Origin of the sequence: Natronococcus jeotgali DSM 18795 (genome assembly GCF_000337695.1) — an archaeon.
Classification (GTDB): Archaea; Halobacteriota; Halobacteria; order Halobacteriales; family Natrialbaceae; genus Natronococcus; species Natronococcus jeotgali.
The window spans coordinates 29701-43983 of sequence record NZ_AOIA01000103.1; the positions used below are offsets into that span (position 1 = coordinate 29701).

Sequence of the window (14283 nt, forward strand, 5' to 3'; positions counted from 1 at the left end):
AGCCATGTCGTCTACAGAACCCATGGCAAGCAATCCCGACGTTGAGAACTCTGATGAGTACAGCCGCGCCCAAACACGGCTCAAGCCGACTCAGGTTGAACGGCTTCGGGACGTCTGTCTATTTGACGTCGTCGCACCCTACCTTCAGGATTGGAATGAGGTGATCGTCGCACTGCTCTATGATGCTGGCCTTCGCGCCGGCGAGCTGTGCGCTCTCGACGTGGATCACTTAGATCTCGAAAACGGAACCGTCTATCTCCCGAGTGCTATTCAGAAAGGCTCACCACCGCCAGCGACTCTCGAACACTAGTCTGAGACGGTTCGACTGCTACGTCGGTATCTTTGGAACGGATGGAAGGGCACTATAGTCCCCTTTCCAACCTGCTCAAGCGTCTGAATTACAATCTGGGCTTAAAGTAGCTCATAGAAAAATTCGCTGTAGGTATGAACATGCAGCTGCTTTTTGCAAACAGTGGCATAGGAGAACCAACGCAAGTTACTCCGCACACACTTCAGCTCTCTATGCCCTATCAATGCCACTCTTTAGCATGACTTACTAATTAGCATTCAAAAATGGCATGGTTTATATATTATAGAGTATATGGTATTTATATGTCTGATAGAAAGACATTCAAAAGACGGACGGTCTTGAAATCAATCGGTGTGAGTGGCGCGGCTACTGCTGGTTTATCACAAACAGGAGCGGCAAGTGAGAATTCAAATATCTCTATTACCGATCTGACTGGAGGGCATAAAAAAGAGTCCTCGGTCACGCAAATAAGAACAGCGAATTTAGAAAAATAAGTTCTGAATTCAAGAAAGATGGATGGAAATTGAACCGAAAACAGAGTGAGGTGTCAAAAATATACAATAAGGACAGCTCTCTCAGTTATAATCTTGTAGTCGCTAACTTTGAGAAACATGAAAACGAACAGCGATACATCACGTGGACTGATTTAGATTTGGATCGTCTTGATTCACAGGAAGATCTCTATCAAGTCTCTGGACATCGATTTAAACAAATTGAAGCAGACAATTGGGAAGTTAGCAAAAGTACAGTTAAAGGAAACTCAGTTAGTACAGAAACTAAGGAAATTAACGTAGCGGATGAGCTTAGTACAGGTTCTGGTGTTAGTATAAATTCCAGCTGTGATGGTTGGGACGAGTGTTATAAAGCAAAGACCACCTGTGACTCATACAACTGGAGTTGCATTCTAAAGACAGCTGGTGGTGCTGCTACAAGCATAGCTGCGTGCGGAAGTTGTTTTTTGGGTCAGCTAGTTGCCTGTTTTGCTTGGGTGGAATACTCACAACTAGTGGAATATCAGTAGGCTGTGACTTCGGTAATAATTGTACAACCGAGTACGTATGCACGACATCTTGTAACGACTGAACTATCAGTCGAATATTTCTGCAGACTATAAGAATAATACGTCTAGTAGGGCTAGGAGGGAGATAATAAGGACAAATAATCCTATCCAGATTTCTCTACCCCCTCTCCCTCTATACGCCGAATACGAGGGTGTCATACAATAGTTCTCAAGCAACATTATTCTCGGTCAGGTAGGATGGATAAAACACGAGAGCAGCTCAAACGCTGGTGGAAGCGTAGAATGAGACTGCTATAATCATCAAATAGCGGGTGTGAGACGTATTCTATGACACCCTGGCCGAATACATTAATCCTACTACACATAATAATGCACCTACGCTAATCAGCAGTATTGCTACTGTTCTCTGCATAGAATTATATTTGAAAATATGTCACATATATCTTTGCCATCTAGCCAGAGAAGTACGCCATTCAGGGATGCTAAACGACCCAGACGACACTACAGTTTTCTACACAGTACATCTTGTTTTCACCACGTCTCACTCCGGTTGACTACTTAAAGTGCGAGACTTGTTTACAACCTGTAAGCAGACAAGTACCCGCTTACAGGGGCAACGCGATGACAACTGTTGGATAATTGTATCGATGGCAAGTCTGAAGAACGGCGCAAATCTTTTCTGTGAGACGCTTGTCTCACAGAGTAATGAGTACTGATACTGGTGGTCCCGGCGGAGAAGATGGTAATGGGACAACTAAAATTGACGTTCGCGTCCCGACAGAATTGCTCGAGGAAATCGACAACAAGTACCAACGTCGTGGCTACACTTCACGATCTGAGGCAATCCGCGATGCCCTCCGTGATTGGGTTGATCCGACGGTACAGCTCTCCGAGGAAACGCTCGAGGACCTCGCTGCCAGTCGCGAGCAGCGGGAACAGGGCGAAACCTATAGCGCCAATGATGTCCGGACACGACTTGGACTCGACGGCGAGGAATGACGAACGTCGAGTATACCGAGCAGGCGATCAGCCATCTCGAGAATCTTGATCCTCAGATCGCCGATCGTGTCATGAATAAAGTTGATGAGGCAACCGAGTGGACCGAACACCGGATTGAGCACCTCTCTGGATATCCATACTACAAACTCCGTGCCGGCGACTATCGCGCAATTATTATGTGGGACAAGCCAGAGGATACTCTCATTGTTGAGGCTGTTGGCCACCGCCGGAACGTATATGACCGTCACCTCCCTCCATAGCCGACGGGCCAGGAAACTCGAGATAGGAAACCCGAGCACGAACAGTTTTTACATTCCCTTTAGCGCGATGGTCTGCAACAATCTCTCAATCATGGTCTTGTGAAGATTGAATACCGCGACCGGTTTTTGGAATTAGTTGGCTCTGGTGAATCACTAGACGGCATCAGGAGTGGGGTCTTAGACTACAGGAGATTATGGCGAAAAAATTTCTTGTGGTCGTTCTCAGTNCCCCAACAACCTCGATTGGTCCTCGTTAAAGGCAGTTGCAATGCACGCTCAACAGCCGAAACCCGGCGCTCTATGGCGATTCACCAGAGCCAATTAGTTGTCACTGCTCCCTTTGATCGCATGAGGGGCGTGAAAACACTGAACGCGTATGTTACCTATCGTCTCGAAGTTGGGTTGGTGCTCGGCACATTCCGCTGTTGCGGCGGGACAGCGCGGATGAAACGGACATCCCGTCGGTCGGTCCGTCAGATCGGGTGGATCACCCTGGAGTGAATTTGGTGGGGCATCCCCAGGATCGATGCTTGGAATCGCACGGAGTAACGAGTCGGTGTACGGATGATTCGGGTGCTCGAACAGTTTCCTCGCTGGCCCCTCCTCGACAATCTCACCGGCGTACATGACTGCGACCCTGTCAGCGAGATACCGGACAACATCGAGGTCATGAGAGATGAAAACGTATCCGACACCGAACCTACGCTGGACGTCCGCAAGCAGGTTGAGGATCGTCGCCTGCGTCGCCATGTCGAGCCCGGACACGGGTTCGTCAAGAACGATTACGTCGGGATCGTGCGCAAGGGCTCGGGCTAGCGCGACGCGCTGGAGTTGTCCGCCCGACAGTTCTCGAGGATATCGGTCGGCGATCTCTGGGGAAAGTTCGACGCTCCGCAACAACCCATCGACTTCGTTGAAATTGGTGCCTCCCTCGGAGACTGTTTCGGCGTCGTTGAGGGCTTCGGTAAGCGACCGGTTGACCGGCCACCGGGGATCGAAACTCTCCCGCACGTGCTGAAATACGACACCGATTTGCCGGCACTGGGATGGTGACCGATCTTTGATTCCCCCGACACGAGTCCCGTCAAGGCGAACGTGCCCTTCATTCGGTGTGAGTTGGCCGGTGAGAAGTTTTGCAAGGGTGGATTTCCCGCATCCGCTTTCACCAACGAGACCCACGGTTTCACCGCTATTAACGGCCATCGACACGTTACAGATTGCTTCCGCGGCTGAATCGCCACTCCATAGCCGATCGAAGACGGACTGCTCTTCTGAGAACGTCTTCGAGACGTTCTGTAGCTCGATAACGGGAGTTCTCGACTGCAGTTCGTTCGACTTTCGTTCACGTTGAGTCATCCTGTTTACCTCCATCGGGCGTCAGTGCATCTTGACGGTGCGCAGATGCGTCGTCTGCAGGAAGTGGAGCTTCAAGGCAGGCCAGCCGGTGCTCGGAATCGAGTTCAGTAGTTGGAATGTATCTCTCGCGGCACGCCGTAGTGGCGTGCCGGCATCGGTCGGCAAACGGACATGCTTCGTAGCTGCCGATGGGATCTGATGGAGTCCCGCTCACTGACTGAACTCGTTCGCCCGGGGTGCTGTTTCGGACTGAGCACTCGAGGAGCATTCGAGTATAGGGGTGCTCCGGGGCCGTCAGTACCTCGTTGACTGGTCCAGCCTCCATGACCTGTCCACCATACAGCACGACGACGCGATCACAGGTCTGTGCCACGACGCCGAGATCGTGGGAAATGAGGAGAATTCCGACGTCCCGCTCGTCTCGCAGAGAGCGAAGTCGCTGAAGGATATCTGCCTGCGTCGTCGTGTCCAGTGCCGTCGTTGGTTCGTCGGCGATCAGCAACTTGGGATCACTCGCGAGTGCGATTGCGAGGACCGCACGCTGACGGAGACCGCCCGAAAACTCGTGTGGAAACGCCGATAATCGAGATTCCGGGTTCGGAATGTCCATTTGATCCATCAACTCGACAGCGCGGTCACGTGCATCCGCCCACGCCGACTGGTCCCGGAACAGTGGCACGCCGAGGAAATCCAGGAGCCGTTGACGGCTATTCGCCTCGTGTATTCGAACGGCCTCGGCGATCTGTTCGCCGACGGGGAATACCGGATTCAGCGTTTCAGTCGGGTCTTGGAATACCATCGATATCTCATTCCCTCGAATTTGACGGAGCGTCGACTTGCTGGCGGTCGTCAGGTCAGTCCCATCGAACATGATTGTCCCGTTGCCGATCTTCCCTGGCTCTTCCAATCGGCAAATTGATCGGGCGGTGACGGACTTGCCGCTGCCACTCTCTCCGAGAACTCCGACGATTTCTCCGCGATCAACAGTGAACGACGCTCCGTCGACTGCGTGAACGGTTCCTCGATCGGTGTCGAAGCGCGTGTACAACTCTTCGACGCGAAGCAGTTTATCAGTCATAGTTTCTCGATCTGGTTCGACTGGGCTGGAGAAAGTCTGTCTCTGAGGCAATCTCCAAGAATGTTGAATCCGAGGACGGTGATCATGATACAGACACCTGGAGCGTTGACGAGCCACCACGCCTGTCGGATGTAAGTACGCCCCGACGCCAGCATCGTTCCCCACTCGGGCGTCGGTGGCTGTGCACCCAATCCGAGGAACGATAGTCCCGAAATTCCGAGGATGACGCCACCGATATCGAGCGTCGCGAGCACGACGACCGGTGCGGCAATGTTCGGAATCAGGTGCCGGACAGTAACGTGGGTTCGAGATCGACCGAGTAACCGAGCGGCAGTCACGAACTCCCGCTCTCGAAGCGAGAGGACACTGCTCCGAACGAGCCTGGCGTACGATGCCCAGCCGACGACCGCCAGCGCAAGCATCACATTCACGAGACTCGGTCCGAGAATTCCGGCGATAACAAGGGCGAGAACAATCCCGGGAAATGCGAGCAGCGTATCGACAAGTCGCATCAGAGCTTCGTCTATCCATCCGCCGGCGTAGCCTGCAACGAGACCAACCGCCGTGCCGATGACGAGTCGAACGGTCGTCACGATAACGGCGATTCCAAGTGACAATCTCGAACCGTGAAGGAGTCGCGTGAGGACGTCGCGGCCAAGCTGATCGGTCCCGAGTGGATGAACCAGCGATGGTGCCTCGAGTTGATGGATCATATTCTGTTCAGCCGGACTGTATGGTGACACGAGTGGTCCGAACACTGCGACCACAAACAATACAAACACAACGGACACGCCAAACTGCGCAAGACGATCTGACAGGAGTGCGTCGATCCACTCACTCCGGTTCTCGTTCGCTTTTCGCTTTTGCACATCAGTTGGCGTGTCACTCACATCAGTTCACCTCCGAGATCGATTCGCGGATCGAGTTGATTATAGGTCAGGTCGACAGCGAAGTTCGTTAATACGAAGATGACGCCAATGAGTAGCGTCACCCCTTGAACGATCGGGTAGTCGCGTGCAAAGATCGCGTCGACCAGCAGTGTGCCAAGCCCCGGTCGTTGAAACACGACCTCAACGACGACAGCGCCGTTGAGGACGTAACTCAGCTGCAGCCCGATGATCGTCACGACGGGAACGAGCGCGTTTTGGAGGGCATGTTTGTAGATCACGATCTGCTCGCGCAATCCCTTCGAGCGGGCTGTTCTGATGTAGGCGGCATCGAGTACGTCGAGCATCGCCGTTCGAACTAATCGGGAAATGATCGCGGCCATGCCCGAGCCCAAGGTCACTGCTGGAAGAACCAGATGCTCGAGCCCGCCTACACCGGCGACAGGGAAGACATCGAGCCAGAGCGAACAGACAATAATGAGCAGGTAGCCGAGCCAAAAGTTCGGCATCGAGACGCCGACAAGCGCGCCGAACTGCGCAGTGTAGTCGATTCGACTGCCCGGATTGACCGCGCTGGCGATACCGGCTGGAACTGAAATTGCGATTGCGACTATTCCCGACGCGACGGCCAGCGTAATCGTGTTGGGCAACCGTTGTGCGATCGCGTCGGTTACCGGTTGATCACTGTAGTACGAGTAGCCAAGGTCACCTTGCAGCACGTCGCTCATCCAGCGCACGTACTGGACAGTAAACGGATCGTCGAGACCTTCGGATACTCGAAATTGCTCGACTGCCTCCTGAGATGGGGTCTGTCCACCCATCTGCTGGGTCAGTATCGTTCGAGCAGGGTCGCCGGGCGTGACGAAGATCATCACATAGGTGAGAAGCGAGACACCAAACAGGACGATACCCATCGTTACTAGCCGTTTGAGTAGGTATTGGTTGTTCATACTGGTCTGTGCGTCACCACCAGTCTGGTTGCCAGTTTATTACCGTCTAACGGACTCTCATCGGAGATAGCTCTCACCCCGTCGCCGAAATAGGAGTATAGTATTTGACCACCTTTTGTTGGCGAATCGATCATTGTTTCCGAGAGAGCCCAGACCAGTCGACCATGTTATCAACCGGGTGACCGTCGATTCCAGAAACGTTCGACTGTCGGCCGAAGACATACTCGTTGTAGTATAGAGGAATGACGGCCCCCGTATCGACGACTTGTTGCTGTACCTCTCCGTAGTGCTCACGCTTTTCGGCCATCGTCTCTGCCCGGTATCCCTGCTCGATGAGACGATCGACTTCAGCGCCGGGGTTGTAAACCCCGGTTCCATTTTGCTCGTGGAGCTTTCGGTTGTCGCTACCTTCTGAGTGAAACATCGCTCGGATAAGGTAATCACAGGCGGCGCTGTTTGATCCAAAACTGACGAGCGTCAGGTTCGCCTCGCCGGACGAGAACGTGTCGTAGAACGATGCGGGGTCGATCTGTCGAATTTCGCTTGCTACGTTGATCTCCTCGAACCAACCCGAAAGGATCTCTGCGATCGTACGGTCGTCGGTGTTTTCACTGTTGGTTAGAATTGATAGGGTTTCACCACTGTATTCAGACTCCTCAACAAGTTCCCTTGCCTGGTCTCTGTCCGGACCGTACGTCGGAAGCTCGTCATGAAGGGCCCACGGGATAATTGGCGAGATCGGGCCCCGAGCCGGCTTTCCGATTCCGTTTAAGACGGTCTCGACTATCTGACTTTGGTCGACAGCCCAGTTGAGGGCTTGGCGAAGCTGTTCGTCATCGGTCGGTGATTTGTAAAGATTAACCGCGGTAAGTCCCGCCTGAGGAGTCAACTGGGTTTCGATAGCCGTCCCAGACGAGTTGTCCAAAGTTGTGGCTCTGCTCTTCGGGAGTTTCTGTGCGATATCAACCGATCCCTTCTGGAGGGTCTGTACGCGCGTATTGGAATCTTTGACCCACTCGAACGTGAGCTCAGTCGGGGTCGCTGTCCCTTCTCGATAGTCTTCGTACGGCGTGAGCGTGATCGACTGTTCTTCTTTAATGCTCTCTACCTGGAAGGGACCTGTTCCGATCGGCGTCTCACCTGTATCGAGGGGTTGGATCCCGAAGTAATTGTGCGATATCGTGCCGGGGAACGCCGGAAATGGTTCCGTCGTCTGGAAGCGGACCGTGGAACCGTCCACAGCCGATACGCCATCGGATGCGACACCGATCCAGCCTGGCACATACGACCACTGCTCGAAAACGCGATCAAACGATTGAACGACAGCGTCCGCCGTCAACGGGTCTCCATTGTGGAACGTGACATCCTTTCGAAGAGAAAAATCCCAAGTCGTCTCGTCGACGGCCTCCCACTCGGTTGCCAGTAACGGTTCGGTCCCCATATCGTCGGTAGTTTTTACAAGAGGCTCAAAGACGTGCGTGTAGTATGGCGTGATACCGCCGTAGATATCCCACTGCTCCCGTGTTGGATCTTTGGCGAGAGCAACGGTAAACGTCTCATCTGAGTTTGACTGTGAACTGGTACATCCTGCGATCAGCCCAGCAATACCAGTCGAGATACTGCCAAGAAGTCGCCGTCTCGAGCAGCGCCTATGCATCAAAAACTCACCTGTGAACTGACTGGAGAAGAGGTACAAACGAGAAGGTGGTTCGATTGTGTTAGCAGGCTATTGCTTGCTCGGTACGCTTGAAGGTGTTCTTTAGCCATACCAGAGGACACAACAGCCTATCGTGAAAACAATTTCTATTTCACTAGAAAAAGTACACTTGTTTATGGTGCTCTGATATTCGATATCTTCGGCTATGTTAAATCGCTATAAGGCAGTGGAACCGTTTCCGCAAACGAGCTCGCATCAATCAGTCCTCGGTGACGCTATTGGTGAAAGTGCCTGGAGCGTGCGCGTACACGGCGTAGAGGACCATCGCAGCGATCAAGAAATCTAGGCTATGTTCGACGAAGTGATGGACCGGCATCGAGACGATCCCGAGCACGGTCCCGGCGCCGACCAGCGACCGCACGACGAGCATGCCGACGGCGGTGCTGATCAGCTGGTACTGGCTGGTCCGCCGGCGACAATACGCGATGAGACTCACGAGAAAGAGTACACCGGTTCCGATCCCGGCGCATGCTACGACGGTCAACAGCACAGGCGATCCCTGGACGGTGGGTGGAACGATCCACGAAAAAGCAGCCCGTAGAATGAGCGATACGATCACGACACTGGCTAGTAAGCAGACAGAACGATAAGAAGATACGGCCCGAAACCTTCCTGGCTGAAGGGAACACCCCACATGTATTACCTCTCAGTCGGCTACGCTCGAATATCTACGATGGCGACGACCAGAATCCGGGTGTGGTGATATATTTGTGAGACGCCTAGTGATCACTTCAATCAGATGGAACGCGACCTAGATATCGCCACCGGGCAGGTACAGTATCACCTCCGACGGTTGGTCAACGACGAAGTGCTCGTCGTCGACCGGATCAACAGTCGAGTCGAACAAACACATTGCTTCGATCTGTGGGAACGACACCCCCTTGTGTTCCTCCGGCGCTAAACCGCCCGCGGGATCGTAGTGCGCCTTCAGCGGACGAGCCTCTTCAGCCGGATACGCTGGGATCCGATCTGGATCTCGCGAGAAGCACGGTCTCGTGGCACGTTTCCAACCTTGTCGAGACGAAAACCGTCGAAAAGCCGGATAAACGACCAATGATGCTCACGCTGACCCGCCCGAACCGCACGGCCGACCTCTTCGAAACGGTATCACCGTCGCTACCGGACCGGCTCATCGATCGGTTCATTCGGGCCGTCGACAGTCTCTTCGAGTGACCACCGGCTGGCTGAATTACGCGTCTGGATCGAATAGGGGTGCCCGTGTTCGAGGGACACACCAGATACCTCATGTCCTCGGGATCGGTACGGTGGGGTATGGACAGACGGACATTTTGTAAATCAGCGGGAGCACTGGGAGCGACTATCGGTACCGCGGGCTGTCTCAGCGTACTCGAGACTGAAGGTGCCGAGGGAACTGTCCTCGGACCACCTGAACGAGATTTGAGTGAGGCGTCGCACCCGAGCTATGGCGACGAGATGCCACATTCCACCGTTCCTGACCCGGTTTCGGGCAAGGAGGTGTCGATTAGTGATTATGAAGGCGAGCGCGCCGTCCTCTGGACGTCTTTCTACACGAACTGCCCGGACGGAGTATGTCCGGCGCTTATCCTCCGACTTCGTCGTGCACAAGCGGCCGCCACGGAAGATGGGTACGCCGAGGAGGCAGAATTTCTCGCGCTCACGTTTGATCCTGAGCGCGACACCGCCAAAGTGCTCCGCGAGTACGCCGGCAACCAGGGGGTCGATCTCGACGCGAGCAACTGGCACTTCCTCCGCCCAGAGAGTTATGAACGTGGCCAGAAGCTGTTAGATGAGCAGTTCGGGCTCGCGATTAAGAAGGCCCCCGCAGATGAATACGAGAACTTGGAGTACCAGTTCCCCCACTACGGCCTGATACTGCTCGCAAACAAACAGGGAATCGTTGAGCGAGCGTATCCGAAAGGACCACAGACCGATATCGAACGCGTCGTAAATGATGTTGAACGGGTGGCCACCGCGTGATAAGCCGAGATCTCCTTTCAGACTGGCCAGCAGGGTCGCTCTCAATGGACACGTCTGATACGAAATCCTCTGGCCCGGGGATAGTCTTCTCCTCCCTATTAGTGTCCCATCATTCCACCGAGAGGCTGATAATGTGGAAACATCGGATGGGGAAGGTGGACACCGACCGCCATCAAGCCGTGTGCTAATAGGACGTATCCGAGGACGACGAACGCGAGCCCGAGGAGCCGGTGGAGTCGCTGACGGTGAACGGCGTCGACGGATTCGATGAGTGTTCCGTAAGCGAAGACAGCCGGTATCGTTCCGATTCCGAGCGTTCCAAGCGCAATGAATCCTGTAACGGCAGATCCGGTAGTGAACGCGAACAGGTACGCCGGGTACAGTATCGGGCAGGGTAATAATCCGTGTAGCGCACCAAGACTAACGATTCCCAGACTGTTCACGTATCGGTCGACGCGAACAGCAATCCAGCTCGTTACTCGCTGAACGCCCGGAATTCCGATACCGGCGGCGCCTCCGAGAAGGTACTTTATTCCAGATGCGAGGATGAACACGCCGATCAAAATGCCAACACTACCGCGGATGAGATCCGCGATTGTCGTCAACTGATTCGCCGTCACGAACACGATTCCACCGAGTGCTCCGAACGCCGCGCCGATGAGCGCATAACTGAGCGCTCGCCCGATATTGAACAGGACATGTTGACGCACCTCGTAGGTCGTCAGATGGTTACGTCGGTTGGTAGGGGCATTCGTCATCGTTCCACCGTCGGGACGTGGGGTCATCCGTTCGGCATACATCGTCACTAACGGTCCACACATGCCGATACAATGTGCTCCGCCGAGTACTCCGATAGTGAGAAACAGAAGAACATCCACACGAAGGATTGGTTCTAACATAGTCGCCTGTTCGACTGTTTAGAGCGCCTCCTATTGCTCATTCTGGTGCAATCGCCGAACATGAATATATCACTATTACTAAATATAAACTATAATATGCACGTTCACTGGGTAAATATGTTAACTATTTATGAATGAAGCTTATGCGTATAATACCTGGCTTCCTATTATTTGGGATTTAGACCACATATAGAGATGTGAATCCAAATCCAGATATTGCTGCCAGAATTGGTCCGGTTAAATAGTTGAGACTCATGCACCTCCTGTTCGAATGTCAATCTCATTGATTAGGGATCTGGGGTCGCTTCCGGCAGTGCTCGATGAGGTCGTGGCGGGATGAGGAACGATCCTCGTCGTTCGACGAATACATACTGGAGGATGCCGTTGTTGAGCCGTTGTCCGACCGCTGTATCTGTCGCCAGCTGTTCCCCGTTCATCAGTTCCCGGGTGCGGATGAAGTCTGAAATCCGACGCTGAAGGGATAGGAAATGAAGGCCAGCGCGATCACCATCGGTAGTATTGAAATCCCGGCGAAGGAGGAGAGGTTGGCCGTCTTCTCGGCCACGTGCGACTTTTTGGGCGTGTCCAACCATGCCGTATTTGTGGGCGTCCTGTTCGATGTGATCGATGATCTCATCAGTGATTCGTGCGGAGTTCTCCAGCTTTTCGCCGACCTCGCCGACGAGTTCGTCTTTGGCGTGTTCCGGGCTGAACATCTTTGCAACCCGCTGGTAGTGACTGTCCTGTTCGTACCACGGCTGGAGTTGGAGCCTATCGGTCTCGACATGCTGGGTCGTTCCGTCTGCAAACGGCCCCTCCTTGATAGTCACCCTATCCTCGGTCGCCTGATTGCGTTCGAATATCGAGCGAAACCCCATGAACAATGCCGCCTCTTCGGGAACCGGTTCGGAGTCAGGAATTCCTTGCACGTCCTGGTTTTCGGCAGGGAGTCCCTCGCCGACGAATCCAGGCCGACGACCGGTGCGCTTGAAGACGCCACTCAGATCGGTGTCCACGTCGACGTCATTGACAGTATCAGCCTCTCCAAACAGTGCCTCTTCGGCAGCCAGCGGCACGCTCGGAACGTCGCTTGCGAGGTGGAGAATGGCATCGGCATCATCCAACATGGGTTCCTCCAGTGAAGACAGTGGCTCGGGATAGGGAAGGTCGACCGACTCTGGCAGATCAGCGTCGAACCGATCGAAGTACGCCGGGGAGTAACCGATTGTGAAAAGTAATCCTTCGTGGCTCCACTCATAGGCCCGTTCAAGGGTCCGGAGCGCAGTTTCGACGGTATCTCGCCCCGCGTCGTCCGGAGGGCCGTCACGAACGTACTCAAGCGGACTGAGGACATGATGGCGTGGTGGTTCGCGATTGCTGTCGTCATCCGTGTCGAGGACGGCGTTCCAAGCATGCTGTCGGGTCGGAAGCGTAGAAGGATCTTCAGCACCAGACGGAACCGTCTGTTCGTCGAGGATGTCGAGGCAGGCGGATAATCCGGTCGCGCCGCCGACCGCAACGGCCGCCTTGAGATACTCGCGTCGTGATACCTCTGAAGGATCCGGCAGCAGCATGTCAGCAGTGCTTAGAACCCCATGACCGTAACCGCTACGACACGCTGGTGACATGGGAAGTCTTCTACGTATACCAGAGTCATTTGTTCTGAAAATTGATTATTCGGCAGTCGTTTCGATAATCGTACCAAAGTTCTTATTCGCAGTACGTTCTGAGCCACCTATAATGAAGCGGCGTACGCTCTTGGCTGCCAGCGCCGGTGGTGCTGCTGGTGTGGGTACCGCTGGCATCGGATTCTATCTTCTTCAAGAGGACGATGAGCGGCTCCCCGAGTGCCCGCCGATGGTCAATGATCCTCCGGAGACCGTTTATCGTCCCTCGCACCGTGATGATATGGTGACACTGGGTACAGCAACTGCAGGCGGATATGGTATCGGGCTGACGTATATGTTTCCGCACCCATTCTGGCTCGTTACCGGCGAAGAACGGGAGTATGTCGAACCAAGCGAAGACAACGCGATCCACCTAATGGCCGTCGTATGGGACATCGAAACGGAAATAGTGCTTCCGATCGACACCGGGCCAACAATTGAGGTGACTGACGCCGACGGGAATCATATCGACGAGCGTGCGTTCTGGCCGATGCTCTCGCAACCGATGGGGTATCACTTCGGGGAGAACTTGATCATCCCCGAGGCCGGCAAGTACACTGCCCGTGTTTCCCTGCCCGCGATGAGTGCAGCGCGAACAGGAACATTCGAAGAGCGGTTCGAGGAGAGAGTATCGACCGAAATCGACTTCTCATTTGATCCTGACGACATATCAGACTTGGCCTGCGAGGCCGTCGATGACGCCGGCGAGTCAGGCGCACTTGAGCCGATGGAGATGGATATGCTGCCCCTTTCGATGTTACCCCCGATTGGGGAGTTACCTGGACGAATATTGGGGACAGTAACCACCAGCGACGCCACCCTGACGTTGACGGTCCTTAATGAAAAGTATCTTGCCGTTTTAGCGAGGACACCATATAACGAGTATCCGCTCGTCGCAGCAACGCTGTCCACCCGGATCGAACGAGACGACGAGACGATTTTCGAACAGACGCTTCGAGAAACGCTTGATCCCGAGCTAGGTGTCCATTATGGTACTGAAATCGACGTTGCGGTCGAATCCGATGACGAAATCAGACTCTCAATTGATACGCCGCCACAAATTGCCCGTCATGCGGGCTACCAGAACGCATTTATTGATCGGCCAGATGTTTCCCTGAGTATCGAATGATTGCCATTCGTCTTTAGCTAAGACTCACACCTCGGTTGCGTAGCGGTAGCA

The 14283-nt window shown here is 54.0% G+C and carries 15 protein-coding genes and 1 pseudogene; 8 read left to right on the forward strand and 8 right to left on the reverse strand.

The window, feature by feature from the left end:
* Window positions 1-22 precede the first annotated feature (22 nt).
* From C492_RS25330 to C492_RS10710, 5 genes are all read left to right on the forward strand, one after another.
* The gene (locus C492_RS25330) at window positions 23-310 is read left to right on the forward strand and encodes a tyrosine-type recombinase/integrase (protein ID WP_160166990.1); all 288 of its coding nucleotides are present in this window, start codon (window positions 23-25) and stop codon (window positions 308-310) included.
* Window positions 311-612: 302 nt separating this feature from the next.
* Window positions 613-804, forward strand: a complete 192-nt coding sequence (locus C492_RS23715; protein WP_152424888.1) for a hypothetical protein — start codon at window positions 613-615, stop codon at window positions 802-804.
* A 50-nt stretch (window positions 805-854) separates the two neighbouring features.
* The gene (locus C492_RS23720; protein ID WP_152424889.1) at window positions 855-1331 is read left to right on the forward strand and encodes a hypothetical protein; all 477 of its coding nucleotides are present in this window, start codon (window positions 855-857) and stop codon (window positions 1329-1331) included.
* 705 nt (window positions 1332-2036) lie between these two features.
* Window positions 2037-2330 carry a ribbon-helix-helix domain-containing protein gene (locus tag C492_RS10705; protein WP_049892988.1) on the forward strand — a complete coding sequence of 98 codons (294 nt, stop codon included), beginning with the start codon at window positions 2037-2039 and terminating at the stop codon, window positions 2328-2330.
* Window positions 2327-2590, forward strand: coding sequence for a type II toxin-antitoxin system RelE family toxin (locus C492_RS10710; protein WP_008423368.1), 264 nt, complete (start codon window positions 2327-2329; stop codon window positions 2588-2590). Before C492_RS10705 ends, C492_RS10710 begins: the two co-directional genes overlap by 4 nt.
* 321 nt (window positions 2591-2911) lie before the next feature.
* On the opposite strand, the gene C492_RS25335 is transcribed toward C492_RS10710, so the two are convergent.
* The 6 genes from C492_RS25335 to C492_RS10740 all read right to left on the reverse strand — a co-directional run bounded on the left by C492_RS25335 (window position 2912) and on the right by C492_RS10740 (window position 9122).
* Window positions 2912-3946 carry an ABC transporter ATP-binding protein gene (locus C492_RS25335; protein ID WP_008423369.1) on the reverse strand — a complete coding sequence of 345 codons (1035 nt, stop codon included), beginning with the start codon at window positions 3944-3946 and terminating at the stop codon, window positions 2912-2914.
* Window positions 3933-5024, reverse strand: a complete 1092-nt coding sequence (locus tag C492_RS25340; protein ID WP_008423371.1) for an ABC transporter ATP-binding protein — start codon at window positions 5022-5024, stop codon at window positions 3933-3935. The genes C492_RS25335 and C492_RS25340 overlap by 14 nt, the downstream gene beginning before the upstream one ends.
* Entirely contained in the window at window positions 5021-5893 is an 873-nt protein-coding gene (gene nikC / locus C492_RS10725) for a nickel transporter permease (RefSeq protein WP_394295473.1), read from the reverse strand. The genes C492_RS25340 and nikC overlap by 4 nt, the downstream gene beginning before the upstream one ends.
* Window positions 5894-5910: 17 nt before the next feature.
* Window positions 5911-6861 (reverse strand): nickel ABC transporter permease, encoded by a 951-nt coding sequence (gene nikB / locus C492_RS10730; protein WP_008423374.1) that lies wholly within the window; start codon window positions 6859-6861, stop codon window positions 5911-5913.
* Window positions 6862-6991: 130 nt separating this feature from the next.
* The gene (locus tag C492_RS10735) at window positions 6992-8302 is read right to left on the reverse strand and encodes an ABC transporter substrate-binding protein (protein ID WP_008423376.1); all 1311 of its coding nucleotides are present in this window, start codon (window positions 8300-8302) and stop codon (window positions 6992-6994) included.
* Between the two features lie 475 nt (window positions 8303-8777).
* The gene (locus tag C492_RS10740) at window positions 8778-9122 is read right to left on the reverse strand and encodes a DUF7471 family protein (protein ID WP_049893000.1); all 345 of its coding nucleotides are present in this window, start codon (window positions 9120-9122) and stop codon (window positions 8778-8780) included.
* A gap of 195 nt (window positions 9123-9317) precedes the next feature.
* Between C492_RS10740 and C492_RS25915 the strand changes: the two are divergent.
* Together C492_RS25915 and C492_RS10750 are read left to right on the forward strand one after the other, a co-directional pair.
* Window positions 9318-9751: pseudogene (locus C492_RS25915) on the forward strand (winged helix-turn-helix transcriptional regulator).
* Between the two features lie 99 nt (window positions 9752-9850).
* Complete coding sequence (locus C492_RS10750; RefSeq protein WP_049892991.1) at window positions 9851-10537, forward strand: SCO family protein; 687 nt, start codon at window positions 9851-9853, stop codon at window positions 10535-10537.
* 98 nt (window positions 10538-10635) lie between these two features.
* On the opposite strand, the gene C492_RS10755 is transcribed toward C492_RS10750, so the two are convergent.
* Both C492_RS10755 and C492_RS22945 read right to left on the reverse strand, forming a co-directional pair.
* Window positions 10636-11436, reverse strand: a complete 801-nt coding sequence (locus C492_RS10755; RefSeq protein ID WP_049892992.1) for a sulfite exporter TauE/SafE family protein — start codon at window positions 11434-11436, stop codon at window positions 10636-10638.
* Between the two features lie 287 nt (window positions 11437-11723).
* Window positions 11724-13010, reverse strand: coding sequence for a twin-arginine translocation signal domain-containing protein (locus C492_RS22945; RefSeq protein WP_083898834.1), 1287 nt, complete (start codon window positions 13008-13010; stop codon window positions 11724-11726).
* 166 nt (window positions 13011-13176) lie between these two features.
* Here C492_RS22945 and C492_RS10770 point away from each other — a divergent pair, with 166 nt between their 5' ends.
* Window positions 13177-14232, forward strand: coding sequence for a DUF7350 domain-containing protein (locus C492_RS10770; protein WP_008423392.1), 1056 nt, complete (start codon window positions 13177-13179; stop codon window positions 14230-14232).
* Window positions 14233-14283 lie beyond the last annotated feature (51 nt).

What these genes read in the sequence shown, in the direction of transcription:
- nikB (WP_008423374.1), bottom strand. Translation starts at nt 6,861, where the DNA reads ATGAACAACCAATACCTACTCAAACGGCTAGTAACGATGGGTATCGTC.
- C492_RS10735 (WP_008423376.1), bottom strand. Translation starts at nt 8,302, where the DNA reads ATGGGGACCGAACCGTTACTGGCAACCGAGTGGGAGGCCGTCGACGAG.
- C492_RS10710 (WP_008423368.1), top strand. Translation starts at nt 2,327, where the DNA reads ATGACGAACGTCGAGTATACCGAGCAGGCGATCAGCCATCTCGAGAAT.
- C492_RS25340 (WP_008423371.1), bottom strand. Translation starts at nt 5,024, where the DNA reads ATGACTGATAAACTGCTTCGCGTCGAAGAGTTGTACACGCGCTTCGAC.
- C492_RS25335 (WP_008423369.1), bottom strand. Translation starts at nt 3,946, where the DNA reads ATGACTCAACGTGAACGAAAGTCGAACGAACTGCAGTCGAGAACTCCC.
- C492_RS25330 (WP_160166990.1), top strand. Translation starts at nt 23, where the DNA reads ATGGCAAGCAATCCCGACGTTGAGAACTCTGATGAGTACAGCCGCGCC.
- C492_RS23715 (WP_152424888.1), top strand. Translation starts at nt 613, where the DNA reads ATGTCTGATAGAAAGACATTCAAAAGACGGACGGTCTTGAAATCAATC.
- C492_RS22945 (WP_083898834.1), bottom strand. Translation starts at nt 13,010, where the DNA reads ATGCTGCTGCCGGATCCTTCAGAGGTATCACGACGCGAGTATCTCAAG.
- C492_RS10770 (WP_008423392.1), top strand. Translation starts at nt 13,177, where the DNA reads ATGAAGCGGCGTACGCTCTTGGCTGCCAGCGCCGGTGGTGCTGCTGGT.
- C492_RS10755 (WP_049892992.1), bottom strand. Translation starts at nt 11,436, where the DNA reads ATGTTAGAACCAATCCTTCGTGTGGATGTTCTTCTGTTTCTCACTATC.
- C492_RS10750 (WP_049892991.1), top strand. Translation starts at nt 9,851, where the DNA reads ATGGACAGACGGACATTTTGTAAATCAGCGGGAGCACTGGGAGCGACT.
- C492_RS10705 (WP_049892988.1), top strand. Translation starts at nt 2,037, where the DNA reads ATGAGTACTGATACTGGTGGTCCCGGCGGAGAAGATGGTAATGGGACA.